This is a genomic window from Flavobacterium sp. AJR, from assembly GCF_002156885.1.
Lineage (GTDB): Bacteria > Bacteroidota > Bacteroidia > Flavobacteriales > Flavobacteriaceae > Flavobacterium.
Genome location: NZ_NCWQ01000030.1, coordinates 18,221 through 38,289 on the forward strand (window position 1 = coordinate 18,221; position 20,069 = coordinate 38,289).

Here is a 20,069-nt window from a genome sequence, read left to right on the forward strand (position 1 = left end):
TGATTTACAACAAAATACCCAATCATCGTGAAAAAAAAACTACACCTTTTTCTTGCTTCACTGTGCCTCATTGGTGGCTACTTAAATGCCCAGCAAAAGACACAGCTTCCTATCAAAGGCAGCTACAATGATGTTGCAATAACTACATCATCTAATGCTGTAAACTATACAAGTACCGGCTTATACTTAGAGGGTGGAACTACCGCTGCACCTACAGAAACATACATCCGTTTCCAAGGAATTTCATTACCAACAGATGCTGTTATACAGAGTGCTAATCTTATATTTTATGGAAGAACTGCCAGTACAGTGGGTACAATCGTTAATATTTTTGGCGAAAGAGGAAATTCGGATGCATACCCTACCTCTACTGCACCAACTACTGCTACTTCAATAAAAGGGCGCCAATACACATTCGATTCCGTGACATGGAATACCCCTGCTTGTGTAGCAAATAAAGAGTACACAACACCCGATGTAACAAACTTGTTACAGGATATGTTTCCTGCAGGTGTAGGAAATGCCAATATATCTTTTAAACTAGCAGGAAATCAAAAAGGCTCCTTTGTTATGTGGTCTTTTGACGGAAACGCTGCTATGGCTCCCAAATTACAAATAACTTTTACATCGGCTTATGGTACTTTTACAACTACCGTGCTAGCTAATACCGATGATGGTCGCGAAAATACCAACGGATCAATGTACCTAACAGATGGCTACATCAACCTAGGAGGAAGATCTGACTCTAGTAATAGTGTTGTAAGATTTCCTGTTGTCGAAATACCAGAAAAAGCAGAAATATCAGAAGCTTACATAGAGTTTTATTCATACGGTACAAGCCCTGCAAGTACCGTAAACATCTATACTGAGTTGGCAAATGCTGCTACATACGCAACCACTTCAGGCAATATTACTAAAAGAAACTATTCTGCAAACACAGTCAATTGGTTTACTGAATCTTGGACTATTAGTAACACACAACATAAAACACCAGATCTTAAAAACATTATTGATGCAACTCGTCTATCGGGATGGCAATCGGGTCAAGCAATCGGGTTTAAATTTGTTGGGACTTTGCAAAATAATGGAGCTACTGCAAGTACTAATGAAATGGGCGAATTATATAAACCTCGTCTTGTAATAAAATACAAAACAGAAGGTAATGGTCCCAAAATCGAAACAAATCCGCTAAATGGAGTTTCAGCAAGCGTTATATCAACAGGAAATGATGATGCAAGAGAATATACCAATGGCAACATGGCTTTGGGAGATGGTTATATGCATTTGAGTGGACGTACTGATGGCAGCGACAGCGGTTTTATTTTTAGAAATACCCAAATTCCAGCAAATGCTGAAATCAAAGATGCTTATATCGAATTTTATGCATACGCCACAAGTCCTGCTACAACCGTAAATATATACGCTGAGAAAAGCAACAATTTGCCTTATACAAATAATCCTAAAAGCATAACTGCTCGCGAGTATACCAATAACAACATTCAGTGGGCAACCGAAGCATGGACCAGCGATTTGGCAAAAAACCGAACTCCTAATCTAAGAAATGTTATCGACGAAATCCGTTTAAACGGATGGAAATCGGGCGAAAATATCGCATTCAAATTCAATGGAACTGGCTTAAACGATGGAGCAAGGGCTTATGCATACGAGGGATCAACACTTTACAGACCACGCTTGGTCGTAGAATATGTTAACAACGGTGCGGGCCCAAGCATAGTAGTTGACCCGAACGAAATACAAACCTCTGCCTCGATTGTGTCTACAGGAAATGATGACGGAAGAGAATATACTAACGGTAATATGGCTTTGGGAGACGGCGCTATCTTTTTAAGCGGACGTACGGATGGCAGCGACAGTGGTTTTACTTTTCGCAATACCCAAATTCCAGCAACTGCAGAAATTAAAGAAGCATATATCGAATTTTACGCTTACGCTACAAGTCCTGCTACAACAGTAAATATATATGCAGAGAAGAACCAAAAATCACCTTACAGCTATAATCCGAAAAGTATTACGGCTCGCGAATATACCACTAATAACATCCACTGGGCGACTGAAGCCTGGACTACCGATCTTGCAAAAAAAAGAACCCCTGACCTGAGAAATATCATAGACGAAATCCGTTTAAACGGATGGAAATCGGGCGAAAATATTGCATTTAAATTCAATGGACAGGCTTTAAATGACGGTGCAAGAGCTTACGCATACGAGGGATCTACACTTTATAGACCACGTTTGGTAGTAAAATATGTTAACAACGGTGCAGGGCCAAGTATAGTGGTTGACACGAACGAAGTGCAAACCTATGCCTCCATTATCAATACTGGAAATGATGATGGAAGAGAATACACAAACGGCAATATGGCTTTAGGAGATGGTGCTATGTTCTTAAGTGGACGTACTGATGGCAGCGACAGCGGTTTTATTTTTAGAAATACCCAGATTCCAGCAAATGCAGAAATCAAAGATGCTTATATCGAATTTTATGCATACGCCACAAGTCCTGCTACAACCGTAAATATATATGCTGAGAAAAGCAAAAATTCACCTTATACAAATAATCCTAAAAGCATAACAGCTCGCGAGTATACCAACAATAACATTCAGTGGGCAACCGAAGCATGGACCAGTGATTTGGCAAAAAACCGAACTCCTAATCTAAGAAATGTTATCGACGAAATCCGTTTAAACGGATGGAAATCGGGCGAAAATATTGCATTTAAATTCAATGGACAAGCTTTAAATGACGGCGCAAGAGCTTACGCATACGAGGGATCTACACTTTATAGACCACGTTTGGTAGTAAAATATGTTAACAACGGTGCAGGGCCAAGTATTGTGGTTGACCCGAACGAAGTACAAACCTATGTCTCCATTATCAATACAGGAAATGATGATGGAAGAGAATACACAAACGGTAATATGGCTTTAGGAGATGGTGCTATGTTTTTAAGCGGACGTATTGATGGCAGCGATAGTGGTTTTACTTTTCGCAATGCCCAAGTTCCGGCAAATGCAGAAATTAAAGATGCTTATATCGAATTTTATGCTTACGCCACAAGCCCTGCTACAACTGTAGATATATATGCTGAAATGAACCAAAAATCACCTTATGCCTATACCCCGAAAAACATTACGGCTCGTGAATATTCCAATAATAAAATTCATTGGGTAACTGAAAACTGGACTACCGATCTTGCAAAAAACCGAACTCCAAATCTGAGAAATATTATTGACGAAATTCGTTTGAACGGATGGAAATCTGGCGAAAATATTGCATTCAAGATCAATGGAATAGGCTTAAACGATGGGGCAAGAGCTTATGCATACGAAGGATCATCATTTTACAGACCACGCTTGGTGATAAAATATGTTCTTAACGGTGCTGGACCAAGTATAGTGGTTGACCCTAACGAAATACAAACTGAAGCTTCGATTGTATCTACCGGAAATGATGACGGAAGAGAATTTACCAACGGCAATATGGCTTTAGGAGATGGTTATATGTTTTTGAGCGGACGTACTGATGGTAGCGACAGTGGTTATATTTTTCGCAATGCTCAAATTCCGGCAAATTCAGAAATTAAAGATGCTTATATTGAATTTTACGCTTACGCCACAAGCCCCGCTACAACTGTAGATATATATACCGAGGTAAACCAAAAAACACCTTATACATATGACCCTAAAAGCATTACGGCTCGCCAATACTCCAATAATAAAATCAACTGGGTAACCGAAGCCTGGAATACTGATTTGGCAAAAAATAGAACTCCTAATCTGAGAAATATTATCGATGAAATTCGTTTAAATGGATGGAAATCAGGCGAAAATATCGCATTCAAATTCAATGGACTAGGTATAAACGATGGCGCAAGAGCTTATGCATATGAAGGTTCAGTACTTTATAAACCACGCTTAGTAATAAAATATGCTAACAATGGTACAGGACCAAGCATGGTGACAAACCCAACAGAAACACAAACCTCTGTTTCAATTGTAACCAATGGATATGATGATGGACGCGAAAATACGGATGGTAACATATATTTGGGTGACGCTTATTTATCACTAGCTGGACAACCCGATTCTTATAAAACAGGTATTCGCTTTCAAGCTGTTGAATTTCCTACTAATGCCGAAATAACAGAAGCATACATCGAATTTTATGCCTACGGTTCAAGTAATGCAACTACGGTATCTATAAAATCAGAGATAGGCGATGCGCAAATTTATTCACCGGTAAAAAATAATATTTCAAGCCGTACTTATACCGAAAATACTGAATTATGGAATACGGACACACGTAACGATTATGCACAAAACCGTACAGTAGATATTAAAAAACTGATCGACGAAAACCGTTTGAGAGGATGGGAATCCGGACAAGGCTTAGCATTCTTATTTGAAGGCAAGGGTGTGTCGTCAAATTTTGCCCGTGTACGCGCTTACGAAGCAGGTAATATGTATAGACCTCGTCTAGTAATTAAATACAAAGACAATCAAAAAGGACCGAATGCAGCATCTGTAATTAGTACGCTAAACAATGTAATAACTACTCCATCGCAAATGACCGGACTTGTTATTAACGAGGTATCGGCACAAGGTACTACGGATCAAAAGGAAGACTGGATAGAGATATATAACAGTCTAGATAAAATGGTTCTTATCGATAGTAATGTTTCCGTATCAAATAAAGACACTAAAAAAGATCTTAATATACTAAAAAACATTCTTGTTCCTGCTAAAGGATTTGCTGCACTAATAGCAGATAAAAAACCAGAAAAGGGAGACTTCCATCTTAATTTCGATTTGAAAAATACAGGAGGTACACTCTATTTATCGACTTTAGTAGGTAAAAAAACAACTGCTTTGGATGAATTGAAATACTTAGAAACTCCATACAATACAAGTTACGGACGAAGCACAGATGCATCAACTACTTTAGCGGCTTTTATCAATCCTACATACAATTTATCTAATAGTGTGGGTCAACAAGGATTGGCTTTGTCGTTCAGTAAAGAAAGAGGTGTATACCCAACAGGCTTTGATGTTACAATCACAGCTCCCGCAGGTACTACCATAAATTATACATTAGATGGTAAGTTTCCTTCAAAAACAGTTGGAACAAAATATACCGTTCCCGTTTCTATAAAACAATCATGTGTACTTAAAGTATATGCTTATGACGCAACAGGTAATTCAGGAGTAGCATCCCACACTTACGTATTGCAAGACAATTATAAGAACGAATTACCTACCAGTTATGCGCAATGGTATAATAAAACTTATATATTAACAGCCGACGAATATTCAAAAGCAATAGCTGAATTACCTATTATTTCTATATCGACAGATGCAAAGATATCTACTCTTTGGGTACAAGGCTCGTTTGAATATATAGATAAACATATTTATAGCGACCATACCAACTTTTTCTCAAATTCTACTACGAAGCAGTTTGGACAAGCGAGTCTAGCACAATATAACGGCGGAGTTAAATTTAAATTTAACAAAAACGCAGCCGTTAAAAAGGCAAACTATCCTTTCTTTGATACGTATCCTGGTGAAGTTTATCCTACCACAAATAAGATACAAGTTATCTCATTGAAAGAAGGACAAGATGGCCCTCAGAATAATATTTACAATACTGGTTACTTACGTTTCGACGAGAAGATGACAATGAACCTTAGCAAAGAAATAGGTAAATATGCACTAGACACCCGTTATGTAAATTTCTTTATAAACGGTAAATACAGAGGTGTTAAGACCATGAGAAACGACTTCAGTTCCAACAATTTAGAAGAAGTATTTGGAGATGATGCTGATAATTACACAACCGTAAATTTACAGGATGGTAATTTCCCAGGAGGTGTTGTTGAGGAAGGCGATGGTAGTACTGCCATTTGGCAAAATATAAAAAAACTCGCAGCAGCCAAAGATTTTCAAGGTTTTAAAAATTGGGTAGATGTTGAAGACTTAATCAAATTCCAGATTATGTTTATGTTTACTGATACCGAAAACGAAGCAATTGCCATAGTACACAATTATGCACCGACTTTCATGAAAGCCAAAATGAATATAAATGATACCGATGGTGCGTTTTTTGGAGGATTCACAGCCCCTACTTCATCAACAACAATGCCTGCAATAGGTTTTGCTGGCGGCGGAGGTAATTACAAACAAAAATGGATTTTAAATGATTCCAGATTAGGACCTGGTGGCTTATTCGGCAACTTCATGGGCTCAAATACGAATCAAACTACGGGTAACCTCGAATTTAAAACACTCGTAAAAGATTATGTACAGGCAGCATTTGGAGATTCAAAAAGTACGGTTGCAGCTCCTCTTTCTGTGAGTAATGTGCAGACTAAGATAAAAACTACAGTGACCGAACTGAATAATGTGTATAAACTGGACGCAGCTTATATGTCTTATGACAGAGAAGTCTACAATTATTGGAAAAATATAGATGTACCCAGAGTAATAGCTCAAGTACCTGAAAGGGTATCTTATTCATTGCAAAAATGGCAAGAATACAATATGGTTCATACTTTGCTGGCAACACCATTTGATACAACTGTTACAGGGCATATTACAATTAACAATCCTAATACAGGAACACAAGTGTATTATACGACCGATGGTTCAGATCCTATGGGCAAAGATGGTGTTGTTTCTCCATCGGCATTTCTGTACGATGCAAATAAAGGTATTACACTTTCTTCGGGGACTTATTCGTTGGTATCGAGAGCTTTTATCACTAATAACTGGGGGCCTTTGTCTAAGGCAGACGTAAAAGATAGCGTAATGACTAAACGTTCGGCAGCAAATATTTCGGAAGAATTATTAAATACCGAAGCTCAACATGTAATTATTTACCCTAACCCTGCTTATAACGAAATTAATGTAAACTTAGAGAATACAGCTTCTGTAAATTCAACGATGAGTATTTACTCTATCGATGGAAAACTGGTACAGAACAATACCTTAACAAGTCAATCTAATACTGTAAATATTGGAAATCTAAATTCTGGATTTTATATTATAAAGATTGTAAATGGTAATGGTACAGTAAGTACACATAAGTTAATTAAAAAATAATAAAGATTTCTTCTTTTTGAGAAATGTAAATGAAGAAAAACCTCTCTGATTAAATTCTGAGAGGTTTTTTTATAAATCTGCAGTAGGTTTCTATTCTAGATTAAAATGAGATTAAACCAAATGCAAATTACATTTATCTTGAACAAAGAAGAATTAATGGACAGAGTTAATACTTTAAAACAAAACATTTTAGCCTATATTGCCAAAAATAATAGACAACAAAAGAAACAATTAGTTAATAAAGTGTGAATGATAACAACAATCAAAAGTTGTTGTCATTTCTGTTTTAGGCAACTACGTGCATCTAATCTAAAAAGTGAAGATTAAATAGTAGAAACGATAGAAAATGTTTCCCTTTTATTAATTATCTTTACGCACTCAAAAAGATATACCCAATATAATAGTAGTTTTTAATGATAAATAACGAAGATTTTTTAGACGAAATAGGTGACAATCATATCGGTTCAAGTGCGCAAAATCCAATCAGAGAAGATGCTTTTGCAATTACTGACGATGAAAAAATAGAAAAAATAAAGAAAGATGTTGAAAACATTCTACTTACACTTGGAATGGATTTGACTGACGACAGTTTAAAAGGTACTCCAAACCGAGTAGCAAAAATGTTTGTCAAAGAAATCTTTGGCGGACTTAATCCTATAAGAAAACCAAAAGCATCTACTTTTGATAATAATTATAAATATGGCGAAATGTTGGTTGAAAAAAACATTACGCTTTATTCTACCTGTGAACACCATTTATTACCAATTATAGGAAGAGCTCATGTTGCTTATATTTCTAACGGAAGAGTAATTGGTCTATCAAAAATGAACCGAATTGTTGAGTATTACTCAAAAAGGCCTCAGGTTCAAGAGCGATTAACTATGCAAATCGTTCAGGAATTACAAAAAGCTCTTGGTACTGAAGATGTAGCTTGCGTTATTGATGCAAAACACCTTTGTGTAAATTCAAGAGGAATTAAAGATATCGAAAGCAGTACAGTAACATCTGAATTTGGCGGTAAATTTAAAGATCCTCAAACAAGAAGAGAATTTTTGGATTACATTAAGTTAGAAACACAATTCTAATATTGGTGGGTTAATCGTTTATTTGGTTAATCGAGAAATATATTAACGATTAATTACAATTAAACAAAAATGTACATATTTTCCTTTGAGAAGTTGGATGTTTGGCAAAACTCAAGAATGTTTGTTTTAGATATTTATAAATTAACAAGTAAATTTCCTTCAACTGAATTATTCGGAATAATTTCTCAAGTAAAAAGGAGTTCTTCTTCAATAGCAACAAATATTGCCGAGGGAACTTCTAGAAATACAAACAAGGACAAAGCACATTTTTTAACTATTTCATATTCATCTGCGATGGAAACTTTAAATCACATAATAATTGCTAAAGATTTAAATTATATATCTGAAGAAGAATATATAAGTTGTCGAGAAAAAATTGAAAAAATTTGCAATCAGATTAACAGCTTAAAAAAATATTACCTTACTCTAACATAGAAGTTCAAACAAATAAACAGTTAAACGATTAAACAAATTAGCTTTTAAACGAATAAAACAGTAAAAAAATATGCCTTTATATACAAGTCAACATCTAAAAATATACAATTCACTTTCGGGTGAAAAAGAAAATTTCAATCCTATTCATGAGGGAAATGTTGGAATGTATGTTTGCGGGCCTACAGTTTACAGCAATGTACACTTAGGAAATGTTAGAACTTTTATGTCTTTTGACGTAATCTTTAGGTATTTTTCGCATTTGGACTATAAAGTGCGTTACGTAAGAAATATTACTGATGTTGGTCATATTGTGGATGATGTTGACGAAGGTGAAGATAAAATTGCAAAAAAAGCGCGTTTAGAGCAATTAGAACCTATGGAAATTGTACAGCGTTATACTGTAGATTTTCACGATATCCTTAAAGCTTTTAATTTTTTACCTCCAAGTATTGAACCTACAGCTACTGGTCATATTATTGAACAAATTGAGATTGTCAAAAAAATAATCGACACAGGAATAGGCTACGAAGCTAATGGATCTGTATATTTTGATGTTGTAAAATATAACGAAACCAATAATTACGGTATATTAAGCGGACGAAATATCGAAGATATGTTAGCCAATACTCGTGATCTTGATGGACAATCGGACAAAAGAAACCCACAGGATTTTGCTCTTTGGAAAAAGGCAGAACCACAACATATAATGAGATGGCCTTCGCCTTGGAGTGATGGTTTCCCTGGTTGGCATCTTGAATGTACAGCAATGAGTACCAAATATTTGGGTAATCATTTTGATATTCACGGTGGCGGAATGGATTTAAAATTCCCACACCACGAATGTGAAATTGCACAAAATGAAGCTTGTACAGGTCAAAGTCCAGTAAATTATTGGATGCATGCTAATATGCTTACCTTAAACGGAAAGAAAATGGCAAAATCTACTGGAAATAATATTTTACCAGGCGAGATTTTGAGTGGTGAAAACACTATCCTTAGCAAACCTTTTTCTGCTTCCGTAGCTCGTTTTTTCATGTTGCAGGCACACTACAGAAGCATTTTAGATTTTTCGGATGATGCAATTGTTGCTGCCGAAAAAGGATATAAACGATTGATGGAGGCTATGGATTCATTGGATACAATTGTTCCAAGCACTTCTTCTTCAATTAATATAGCAAGTTGGAAACAATTATGCTACGATGCCATGAATGATGATTTTAATACTCCTATTTTAATCGCACAATTATTTGAAGCTGTTCGTTATGTCAATTTATTAAAAGACAATAAAGAAACCATAACTTCTGAAGACTTAAACAACCTATCAACTGCTTTACGAGCTTTTGTATTTGATGTTTTAGGATTAAAAGACGAGAAAATGTCTGACTCTAATAATGATAAACTAGAAGGTGTTGTAACTATGCTAATCGGAATGAGAAATCAAGCCAGAGCCGATAAAAACTTTGCTCTTTCTGATCAAATCAGGGATCAATTGATTGAACTAGGTATTCAATTGAAAGATGGTAAAGATGGAACTTTATTTAGTGTTCAATAAAGAGTTTTTAGTACTCTGCATATGAACATTAGAAAATAGTCTTGTATTGATATTTTTAATAGCGACACTGAATTACTGAGCATATGATATCAAAAATATTAATATATCCATTTGTTTTACTCGTTCGGTTTTACCAGAATGCTATTTCTCCATTTACTCCGGCAGCTTGTCGTTTTGAGCCAACCTGTTCGAGTTATATGATTCAGGCATTGCAAACCCATGGGTTATTTTATGGTGGCTATTTAGGCATCAAACGAATATTAAGTTGTCATCCGTGGGGAAGAAGTGGTTACGACCCTGTTCCTGAAAAGAAATGCAATCACAAACATTAACTTTTTATAAAGTATAACTTTACTTTAAATATTTATTTTTACAAAATAAAAATATATTACTACATGATACACGCTTTAAACATTGTTTGGAATCCTTCGGAGGGAATTGATTTAGGTTTTTTTATGATTCGTTATTACAGCCTAATGTTCGTAATTGCTTTTGGATTAGGATGGTACATAATGAAACAAATTTTCGAACGTGAAAATGAACCAATCGACAAATTAGACTCTCTATTTATCTGGACTGTTTTGGCCACTTTAATTGGAGCTCGTTTAGGTCACGTATTATTTTATGATTGGGAATATTATAGAAATCATATTTCTGAGATCTTTTTACCATTCCGCTTTAGTCCAAATTTTGAATTCACAGGATACCAAGGACTAGCTAGTCACGGTGCAGCTATCGCAATTATAATTGCAATGTACTACTACAGCAAAAAAATATTAAAACGTCCTTTATTATGGATACTAGACAGAGTTGTAATTCCTGTGGCCAGCGGAGCAATATTTGTACGTTTAGGTAATTTCTTTAATTCAGAAATCACAGGAAACATAACAGATTCTCCTTTCGGAATTCGTTTTTTACATGAATATTTTAGTAAAAATGATGCGGTAAACAAAACTCAAATTGCTAATCCAAAAGACGCATATACTGCTATCGCAACAGATCCTAAATTTGCCGATTTATTAGCACAAGTCCCTGTAAGACATCCAGCTCAATTATATGAAGGTTTTTGTTACATCTTTGTATTTGCAATTCTTTACTATTTATACTGGAAAACAAATGCAAGCCAAAAACCTGGATTTTTGTTCGGTTTGTTTTTAGTACTTTTATTTGTAGTTCGTTTTATAGTTGAATTTGTAAAAGAAAGTCAAGGTGGTTTTGAAAACGAATTAGGCGTATTCTCAACAGGACAATGGCTAAGCATTCCTTTTATAATAGTTGGAGCTTTCTTTATGATTAGAGCCAATAAAAAGGCTGCAAATAACTAAATAAAGCATACCTATAAAAAGCCCCGATACATTTATGGATGTATCGGGGCTTTTTTTGTTTTAATAATACTAAGCTAATATTCTTTAAGAAACTTAGCTTATTTTTTACTATTCTGAATCTTATCATCAATAACATCCTCAGACAATCTACTTTTAACTCTCATAAAAGACAAACATAAAGCTAACACATATCTATTAATCCATCCGAACTAATCATCCCTTAGAAAGACAATATTACGATCCTATTGTGGATAAATTAGCATTCCGCCTACAACTTCACCCTAGCCTCTTTACAAACATACATCCTTCCTGCTTTATCCCTTTGTTCCCTTGTTACTTTAAACTTTTGTTACTCAGAACCTTTGTTACTCAGAACCTTTGCCACTTTAAAAAAACTTTTTACATAAAAAAAAGGATTCAATTTTCATTGAATCCTTTTTAAATATATAGTTATAAAAACTGTTATGCGTTTTTATGTCTTTCTTCAATAGAAAGCTTATCAGCAGCAGAGATAGAATCTACCAATACTGGTGTTGCAATAAATAATGAAGAATATGTTCCTACGATAATACCTACCAACATAGCGAAGATAAATCCTCTAATTGATTCTCCACCAAAAATGAACATGATTAATAACACCACAATCATCGTTAATGAAGTATTGATTGTTCTAGACATTGTTGTATTAATAGAGTCATTTACAATTTGCTCAAAAGAACCTTTTGTTTTCCCTGCTAAGAATTCACGAACCCTGTCAAATACAATTACAGTATCATTCATTGAGTATCCGATTACAGTAAGAATCGCAGCAATAAAGTGCTGATCTACCTCCATACCAAATGGCATGAATTTGTAACATAATGAATAAATACCTAATACGAAAATAACATCATGCGCAATAGCTGCAATCGCACCTAAACTAAATTGCCATTTTCTAAAACTAATCATTAAGTATAAGAATACAATTGCCATTGCTCCAAGTACAGCCCAATATGCATTTGTTTTAATATCCTCTGCAACTGTAGGTCCAACTTTAGAAGCTTGTAATATACCTAATCTTTTACCTTCGTAAGCATTAACAAACTTATCATAAGTTAATCCATCTGAATAGTGTTTTTTCAAGTTTTCAAACAATAATTTGTTTACTTCCTCGTCAGCTTTAATACCGTGCTCTTCTACTTTATATTTAGTAGTAATTTTCAATTGGTTATCGCTACCAAAAACTTTTGCTTCGGCACTACCAAAAACTACTGCTAATTCATCTTTAACAACTTCTGCTTCAACTGGTTTTTCAAAACGAATTTGGAATGTTCTTCCTCCAACGAAATCCACACCTTGATCAAGTCCGTTAATACATAATGATGTAATACTCACTACAACAACGATACTTGAGAATAAATACGTCCATTTTTTAGCTCCTAAGAAATTAAAATGGAAGTTGTTAAACATATTTTTAGAGAAATTAGTAACGAAAGTTAAATCATTCTTTCCGCTAATGTTTCTATCAATAAATATTCTAGCGATAAAAATAGAAGTAAATAAAGAGGTAACAATACCAATTAACAATGTAGTAGCAAATCCTTTAATTGGTCCTGAACCAAATATAAACAATACCGCTCCTGTTAAAATGTGCGTAACGTTTGCATCTGTAATAGATGACATCGCACCTCTCCAGCTATAAGAAGTTTTAATTGCTTCGTCAAGTGTTTTACCTGCTCGCAATTCTTCTTTTGCTCTTTCATATATAATAATGTTCGCATCTACTGCTGTACCCATTGTTAATACGATACCTGCAATACCAGGCAAAGTAAGAACTGCACCTAAACTTGCCAAAATACCGAATAAGAAAAGTAAGTTAACCGCTAACGCAAGGTTTGCATACCAACCAGCTTTACCATAATAAATCATCATCCAAAGAGATACTAAAAGTAATCCTACGATAGCCGATGTTGTACCATTATCAATAGCTTCTTGTCCTAAGGATGGTCCTACAACTTCTGACTGAACAATATCTGCAGCAGCAGGTAATTTACCAGCTCTTAATACGTTAGCTAAATCTTTAGTTTCTGTAACATCAAATACACCCGAAATCTCAGATCTTCCTCCTGAAATTGGACCACTAGAAACTCCTGGAGCTGAATATACGATATCATCAAGAACGATAGCGATATTGCTTTTTTGAGTATAAGCTCTACCTGTTAATTCTTCCCAAGCTCTTGCACCTTGACTGTTCATTTGCATAGAAACAGCTGGTTTACCCATTTGGTCAAAAGTATCTTTAGCATCAGTTACAACACCACCGCCCATTGCAGCAATGTTATCTCTATTTCCTTTTAAAGCATATAATTCTACAGCTTCAATTTCTTTACCTTTTGCATCTTTAACATCTGTTGGTTTTCCCCAAACAAATTTTGCATAATGTTGATCAGCACCTAATAATACTCTGATATCTGGTCTTTTTAAATAACCGTTTACAACAGCAGTATCTTTTGGAGAGAAAAGACCTAAAACTGGTCCTCCACCCTGACCTATCATTTTGTCAAATAAAGGATTGTTTCCTTTTTTAGTAGCAAGTGAATCTTTACCACCTGTAAGTAAATCATTTAATGAATCTTTTACTACAGTTTTAGTTTCAACTTTATTAACTTCGGTTTTCTTTAAGGCATCATTAGCAGCCATTAAGAAATTACCCAATTCTTCAATTTTGTAAGTTTCCCAAAACTCTAATTGAGCAGTACTTTGCAATAATTTCTTGATTCTATCAACATCTTTCGCACCTGGAAGTTCAACAAGAATTCTTCCTGTTTCTCCAATTTTTTGAATATTAGGTTGAGTTACACCAAATTTATCGATACGTTTTCTTAGTACTCCAAAAGCACTTTCTACAGACTCATCAACTTTTCTTTTGATAACTTTTTTCACCTGAGCATCACTCATTTGAAAATCGATACCACCTTCACCTTGCAAACTTCTGTTAGCAAAAATTTCTGGAGAAGCTAATTTTACTGTTCCATTTGAGTTTGCCTCAAAAGCTTCAAAAAACGCATCTAAATACGTTTGATTTCCTTTTAGATTTGCAGTTGCATCAGCTAATGACTTATTAAAAACTGGATTTTTAGAATTATTAGCCAATCCTTTTAAAACATCTTTAACAGAGATTTGAAGAATAACGTTGATTCCTCCCTCTAAGTCAAGACCTTTATTGATTTGCTTTTCTTTTACTTCATTAAAAGTAAAACTAGTAAATCCTAGATTGAAAACTTTTTCTTTACCAATAGAATCCAAATATTTTAATTCTTTATCAGGATTATCTCCTGCAAAAGATTTCGCATCACTTTTTACTTTATCAGCGACAAAAGTGAAGGAAAGTTGGTAAATACTTACCAATGCAAATAGAATTGCGAAAAATTTAATAAGTCCTTTATTCTGCATTATTACTAAAAATTAATTATGTTTTATAGTTTGTTTTGTTTTAAATTCCACAAAATCAAGCCGTTAAGCTGTTTTTTATATCTAAATAACGGAATCACGAATTACATTATTTTTTTTAAACCGAGCAAATATATAATTAACGAAAAGATTAACCAATTTATTTATTAATTAATCTCAAAAAAAAGACTGCAAAAGTGCAGTCTTTTCCTATTTACTCGTAAATCTTATACTAAAATCGATTTTAAAGCGTCATTCATTCCTCTAACCGCATCGGCGCTCTTAGCAAATAATGCTTTTTCTTGATCATTTAATTTGATGTCTAAAATTTCTTCTACACCATTCTTACCAATAATACATGGTACACCAATGCAAATATCATTTTGTCCGTACTCGCCTTCAACAAAAACAGAACATGCAATCATTTTCTTTTGGTCATTTAAAATACTATCAACCAAATAAGCAACAGAAGCACCCGGTGCATACCAAGCCGATGTTCCTAAAAGTCCAGTAAGTGTAGCTCCTCCTACCATAGTATCGGCAGCTACTTTTTGTAAAACTTCTTCTGAAAGGAATTCCGTTACTGGAATCCCGTTATATGAAGCCAAACGTGTTAACGGAATCATAGTTGTATCACCATGACCTCCAATTACCATAGCCGAAATATCATTGGCTGGTTTATCCAGAGCTAAAGATAAATAGGTTCTAAAACGAGAACTATCAAGCGCTCCTCCCATACCTATAATTCTATTTTTTGGTAATCCTGTTGATTTCAATGCTAAATAAGTCATTGTATCCATAGGATTTGAAACTACAACAATAATAGTATTTGGCGAATGTTTCAATACATTTTCTGCAACTGTTTTCACAATTCCAGCATTGATTCCAATTAATTCTTCGCGTGTCATTCCTGGTTTTCTAGGAATTCCTGATGTAATTACTACTACATCACTACCTGCGGTTTTAGAATAATCATTTGTTACCCCAGATACTTTGGTATTAAAACCTGTATTTGTAGCACATTGCATAATATCCAAAGCTTTACCTTCAGCAAAACCTTCTTTGATATCCAACAATACTACTTCGCTTGCAATTCCTCTATAAGAAATAACGTCTGCACAAGTGGCTCCAACGTTTCCTGCTCCTACAATGGTAACTTTCATATTTTAAAATTTATTCGGTTATTAGTTAATTTTTTTTCGGGTTAATTGTTTACTCTAAATCAATTTACTTAGCTGCTAATATAAGCAACAGTCAATTAAACAAATATAACAATTAAACTTTTTTAAGCATCAATTTTTGCATAAACTGCATTTTTCTCGATAAACTCTCTACGTGGCGGAACCTCATCCCCCATTAACATAGAGAAAACTCTATCAGCTTCTGCTAAACTATCAATTGTTACCTGACGTAATGTTCTGAAACTTGGATCCATTGTAGTTTCCCACAATTGCTCTGCGTTCATCTCCCCAAGACCTTTATAACGTTGAATTGCTGCACTTCCGCCCATTCTTTCGTTAGCTTGATCACGTTGAACATCATTCCATGCGTATTCTTTTTTATTTCCTTTTTTAACCAAGTATAAAGGTGGAGCAGCAATATATACATGCCCTTCCTCTATTAGCTCTTTCATAAAACGGAAGAAGAATGTTAATATTAAAGTAGAAATGTGGCTACCATCGACATCGGCATCACACATAATAATTACTTTATGGTAACGTAGTTTTTCTAAATTCAATGCTTTACTATCTTCAGCAGTACCCACTGTAACTCCTAAAGCTGTAAATATGTTACGAATCTCTTCGTTTTCGAACACTTTATGATGCATCGCTTTTTCAACATTCAAGATCTTACCACGTAATGGCAAAATTGCCTGAAATGCACGATCACGACCTTGTTTTGCAGTTCCACCCGCCGAATCTCCCTCGACAAGATATACTTCGCAACGTGCTGGATCTTGCTCAGAACAATCTGAAAGTTTTCCTGGCAATCCGCCTCCACCCATTACGGTTTTACGCTGTACCATTTCACGTGCTTTCTTAGCAGCGTGACGTGCTTGAGCAGCAAGAATTACTTTCTGAACGATGATTCTAGCATCATTTGGATTTTCTTCCAAATAATTCTCAATCATTTCACTCACAGCCTGACTTACTGGCGAAACAACTTCTCTATTTCCTAGTTTAGTTTTTGTTTGCCCCTCAAATTGTGGTTCAGCTACTTTTACCGAAATAATTGCTGTAAGTCCTTCACGGAAGTCATCTCCAGAAATATCAAACTTTAATTTGTCTAACATTCCAGAAGCATCTGCATATTTCTTTAACGATCTGGTTAATCCAGTTCTAAAACCTTGCAGGTGCGTTCCTCCTTCGTGTGTATTAATATTATTTACATAAGAGAAAATATTCTCTGTATAACTTGTATTGTAAATTAAAGCTACTTCTACAGGGATTTCTCCTTTTTCATGATCCATAGAAATAACGTGTGCAATAATCGGCTCACGATTTCCATCCAGATAACGAATATATTCCTTTAATCCTTCGTCAGAATGGAATATTTCTGTTTTAAACTCGCCTTTTTCATCAACTTCTCTTTTATCAGTAAATGTAATTGTGATTCCTTTGTTTAAGAAAGAAAGCTCACGCATACGAGCTGACAAAGTATCATATGAGAACTCTGTAGTTTGTGTGAAAATTGTTTCGTCAGGATAAAAGGTTACAATAGTTCCTCTTTTTGTAGTTTCTCCAATTTGTTTAACTGGATATAAAGCTTTTCCTTTCTCATATTCTTGCTCATATACCTTTCCGTCACTACTATGAACAGTTGCACGTAAGTGATTTGACAAGGCATTTACTACCGAAACCCCAACACCGTGCAAACCTCCAGAAACTTTATATGAATCTTTATCAAATTTACCTCCAGCACCAATTTTAGTCATTACAACTTCTAATGCCGATACACCTTCTTTTTTATGTATATCTACTGGGATACCACGACCATTATCTTCTACACTTACAGATCCATCTTCGTTTATCGCAACACCTATGGTATCACAATGCCCTCCCATAGCCTCATCAATAGAGTTATCTACTACTTCATAAACCAAATGATGTAGTCCTCGAACACCCACATCTCCAATATACATCGATGGACGCATTCTTACATGCTCCATTCCCTCTAATGCCTGAATACTATCTGCTGAATAATTGCTCTTCTTGATTTCTTCGCTCATATAATTTATTCTAAAAAATGTAATATTTGTCTAACACGCAAATATATAAAAACGCAAATTATATATCCGTTAAAATACCATTTAAAGCACTTAAGTTATTAACATATTATTAAAAAATCAAGTTTTTAAAAGCATAAAAAACAAAAACCCTAACTCTTATAAACAACAAAATTCCAAAACGCACATTAAAAATGTTGTTTTGAAATTTTGCTAATTGACTTAATTAATATTTCTAACTCAAAATGAAACTCGTTTTACTAAACTGCAACTCCCGATTTAGCAATTTCTGTATCTGCTTTTACGTGTGCTGCATTTGCTCTACCACTTGGATCCTGGTTTTCTTGCCATTTTGGAATCCATTTTCTAACAGTTTGTGCTGCGCTAACCTGTGGGTAGTATTTATGAAATATTGATCTGTAAAAATAAGCTTCTTTTGTAGTTGGTGAGTTATAAGAAAACTCAACCGCTGCTCCAGCCAATTGTTCATCTGTAACTTTAGATGAACAATACTCTATTAATTGATCAATCCAGTTGTAACCTACTCCATCAGAAAATTGCTCTTTTTGTCTCCACAATACTTCCGCAGGCAAATATGGATCTTCTGGTGTATCAAAAGCCTTTCTTAAAATATATTTTTCTCTACCATCGTACGTTTTAGGCTGTTTTTCTTCTGGTTTGACACGAACTGCCACATCAAGGAAAGCTTTGTCTAAAAACGGAACTCTAGCCTCTAATCCGTGAGCCATTGTTGACTTATCCGCTCTTAACAAATCGGCAGTAAATAATTTCTGAACTCTTTCGATTGTTTCTTTTTGAAATTCTTCAGCAGATGGAGCATTTCTAAAATATAAATATCCTCCAAAAATCTCATCTGCTCCTTCTCCTGAAAGCACTACTTTTATTCCCATATCAGCAATTGCTTTAGACAAGAAATACATTGGCGTACTTGCACGAATTGATGTTACATCGTAAGTTTCCAGATGCCAAACTAATTTATCTAGAATTTCAATCCCTTGCTCTATCGTAAAATGTATTTCGTGGTGCTCAGTTCCTAAAAACTCAGCCACTTTTTTAGCCGCTTTTGCATCTGGAGCATCTGCATCTAATCCGATAGAAAATGAATGTAGTTTCTCACCCCTTTCAGCCAATAATCTTGAAGCAATTGCCGATGTTAAAGATGAGTCTAACCCTCCTGAAAGCAATACTCCGATTGGTACATCACTCATTAAACGCTTACGAGTTGCCTCTGTCAAAGTCTCTCTGATTAAGTCTAAATCTAAATTTTGATCTGCCTTTAAATAATCTTCATATTCTGGTTGATAGTATTTTACAAATCCAGTTTTTGGTGTGTAATAATGTCCTGGAGGAAACGTCGAAAATGACTTACATTGATCTGCAATAGGTTTCATTTCTGATGAAAAATAGATTCTTCCTCTTTCATCCAACCCATAATACAAAGGCTTTACTCCTAACGGATCTCTTCCTGCAATAAAATCATCTCCATCGATCACTACAAAAGCCCAATCTCCATCCAGCATGTTACAAAAATCATAACCAAACTCTTCATACAAATGAACAATTACTTCTGAATCTGATTTTGTTCTAAAAGTATGCCCTTTTAAAACACCATTTCTTAAAGCCTGATGATTGTATATTTCACCATTATGAACCATCCAAGCAGAAGATGTTCCCTGAATAGGCTGTTTTCCCGAATGTAAATCTATAATAGAAAGACGTTCATGACTCATGATATGCCCTTTTTCCATTATATGCAAATCACTTTCATCTGGACCACGATGTGACATTCTTTCTGAAAGTTCTTTTACAAGTTGCGGGTCTTTTCCTTTTCCAATAATGGTTAATATTCCACACATAACTATATATTTTTAATA

At 34.8% G+C, this 20,069-nt stretch carries 10 protein-coding genes; 6 read left to right on the forward strand and 4 right to left on the reverse strand.

Going from position 1 to position 20,069, the window contains the following annotated elements:
• Positions 1-27 precede the first annotated feature (27 nt).
• From B8T70_RS09380 to lgt, 6 genes are all read left to right on the forward strand, one after another.
• Positions 28-7,122 carry a T9SS type A sorting domain-containing protein gene (locus B8T70_RS09380; protein WP_086894693.1) on the forward strand — a complete coding sequence of 2,365 codons (7,095 nt, stop codon included), beginning with the start codon at positions 28-30 and terminating at the stop codon, positions 7,120-7,122.
• A gap of 413 nt (positions 7,123-7,535) precedes the next feature.
• Positions 7,536-8,207, forward strand: a complete 672-nt coding sequence (folE, locus tag B8T70_RS09385; RefSeq protein ID WP_039111141.1) for a GTP cyclohydrolase I FolE — start codon at positions 7,536-7,538, stop codon at positions 8,205-8,207.
• Between the two features lie 69 nt (positions 8,208-8,276).
• Positions 8,277-8,642, forward strand: coding sequence for a four helix bundle protein (locus B8T70_RS09390; RefSeq protein ID WP_086894694.1), 366 nt, complete (start codon positions 8,277-8,279; stop codon positions 8,640-8,642).
• A 70-nt stretch (positions 8,643-8,712) separates the two neighbouring features.
• Positions 8,713-10,194: a cysteine--tRNA ligase gene (gene cysS, locus B8T70_RS09395; RefSeq protein ID WP_039111142.1), complete on the forward strand. Its 1,482-nt coding sequence runs from the start codon at positions 8,713-8,715 to the stop codon at positions 10,192-10,194.
• 83 nt (positions 10,195-10,277) lie between these two features.
• Positions 10,278-10,526 carry a membrane protein insertion efficiency factor YidD gene (gene yidD / locus B8T70_RS09400; RefSeq protein ID WP_086894695.1) on the forward strand — a complete coding sequence of 83 codons (249 nt, stop codon included), beginning with the start codon at positions 10,278-10,280 and terminating at the stop codon, positions 10,524-10,526.
• Between the two features lie 63 nt (positions 10,527-10,589).
• Entirely contained in the window at positions 10,590-11,519 is a 930-nt protein-coding gene (lgt, locus tag B8T70_RS09405; RefSeq protein ID WP_086894696.1) for a prolipoprotein diacylglyceryl transferase, read from the forward strand.
• A gap of 462 nt (positions 11,520-11,981) precedes the next feature.
• On the opposite strand, the gene secDF is transcribed toward lgt, so the two are convergent.
• The 4 genes from secDF to asnB form a co-directional block, all read right to left on the reverse strand.
• Entirely contained in the window at positions 11,982-14,951 is a 2,970-nt protein-coding gene (secDF, locus tag B8T70_RS09410; protein ID WP_086894697.1) for a protein translocase subunit SecDF, read from the reverse strand.
• Between the two features lie 224 nt (positions 14,952-15,175).
• Entirely contained in the window at positions 15,176-16,111 is a 936-nt protein-coding gene (mdh, locus tag B8T70_RS09415; protein WP_035619016.1) for a malate dehydrogenase, read from the reverse strand.
• Between the two features lie 122 nt (positions 16,112-16,233).
• Positions 16,234-18,177, reverse strand: a complete 1,944-nt coding sequence (gene gyrB, locus B8T70_RS09420) for a DNA topoisomerase (ATP-hydrolyzing) subunit B (protein ID WP_039111145.1) — start codon at positions 18,175-18,177, stop codon at positions 16,234-16,236.
• A 257-nt stretch (positions 18,178-18,434) separates the two neighbouring features.
• Positions 18,435-20,051 carry an asparagine synthase B gene (asnB, locus tag B8T70_RS09425; RefSeq protein ID WP_086894698.1) on the reverse strand — a complete coding sequence of 539 codons (1,617 nt, stop codon included), beginning with the start codon at positions 20,049-20,051 and terminating at the stop codon, positions 18,435-18,437.
• Positions 20,052-20,069: the final 18 nt, after the last annotated feature.

Bases quoted from the DNA above. Each gene is read 5' to 3' on its own strand.
- folE (WP_039111141.1), top strand. From the start codon at position 7,536: ATGATAAATAACGAAGATTTTTTAGACGAAATAGGTGACAATCATATC.
- B8T70_RS09390 (WP_086894694.1), top strand. From the start codon at position 8,277: ATGTACATATTTTCCTTTGAGAAGTTGGATGTTTGGCAAAACTCAAGA.
- cysS (WP_039111142.1), top strand. From the start codon at position 8,713: ATGCCTTTATATACAAGTCAACATCTAAAAATATACAATTCACTTTCG.
- yidD (WP_086894695.1), top strand. From the start codon at position 10,278: ATGATATCAAAAATATTAATATATCCATTTGTTTTACTCGTTCGGTTT.
- lgt (WP_086894696.1), top strand. From the start codon at position 10,590: ATGATACACGCTTTAAACATTGTTTGGAATCCTTCGGAGGGAATTGAT.
- secDF (WP_086894697.1), bottom strand. From the start codon at position 14,951: ATGCAGAATAAAGGACTTATTAAATTTTTCGCAATTCTATTTGCATTG.
- mdh (WP_035619016.1), bottom strand. From the start codon at position 16,111: ATGAAAGTTACCATTGTAGGAGCAGGAAACGTTGGAGCCACTTGTGCA.
- gyrB (WP_039111145.1), bottom strand. From the start codon at position 18,177: ATGAGCGAAGAAATCAAGAAGAGCAATTATTCAGCAGATAGTATTCAG.
- asnB (WP_086894698.1), bottom strand. From the start codon at position 20,051: ATGTGTGGAATATTAACCATTATTGGAAAAGGAAAAGACCCGCAACTT.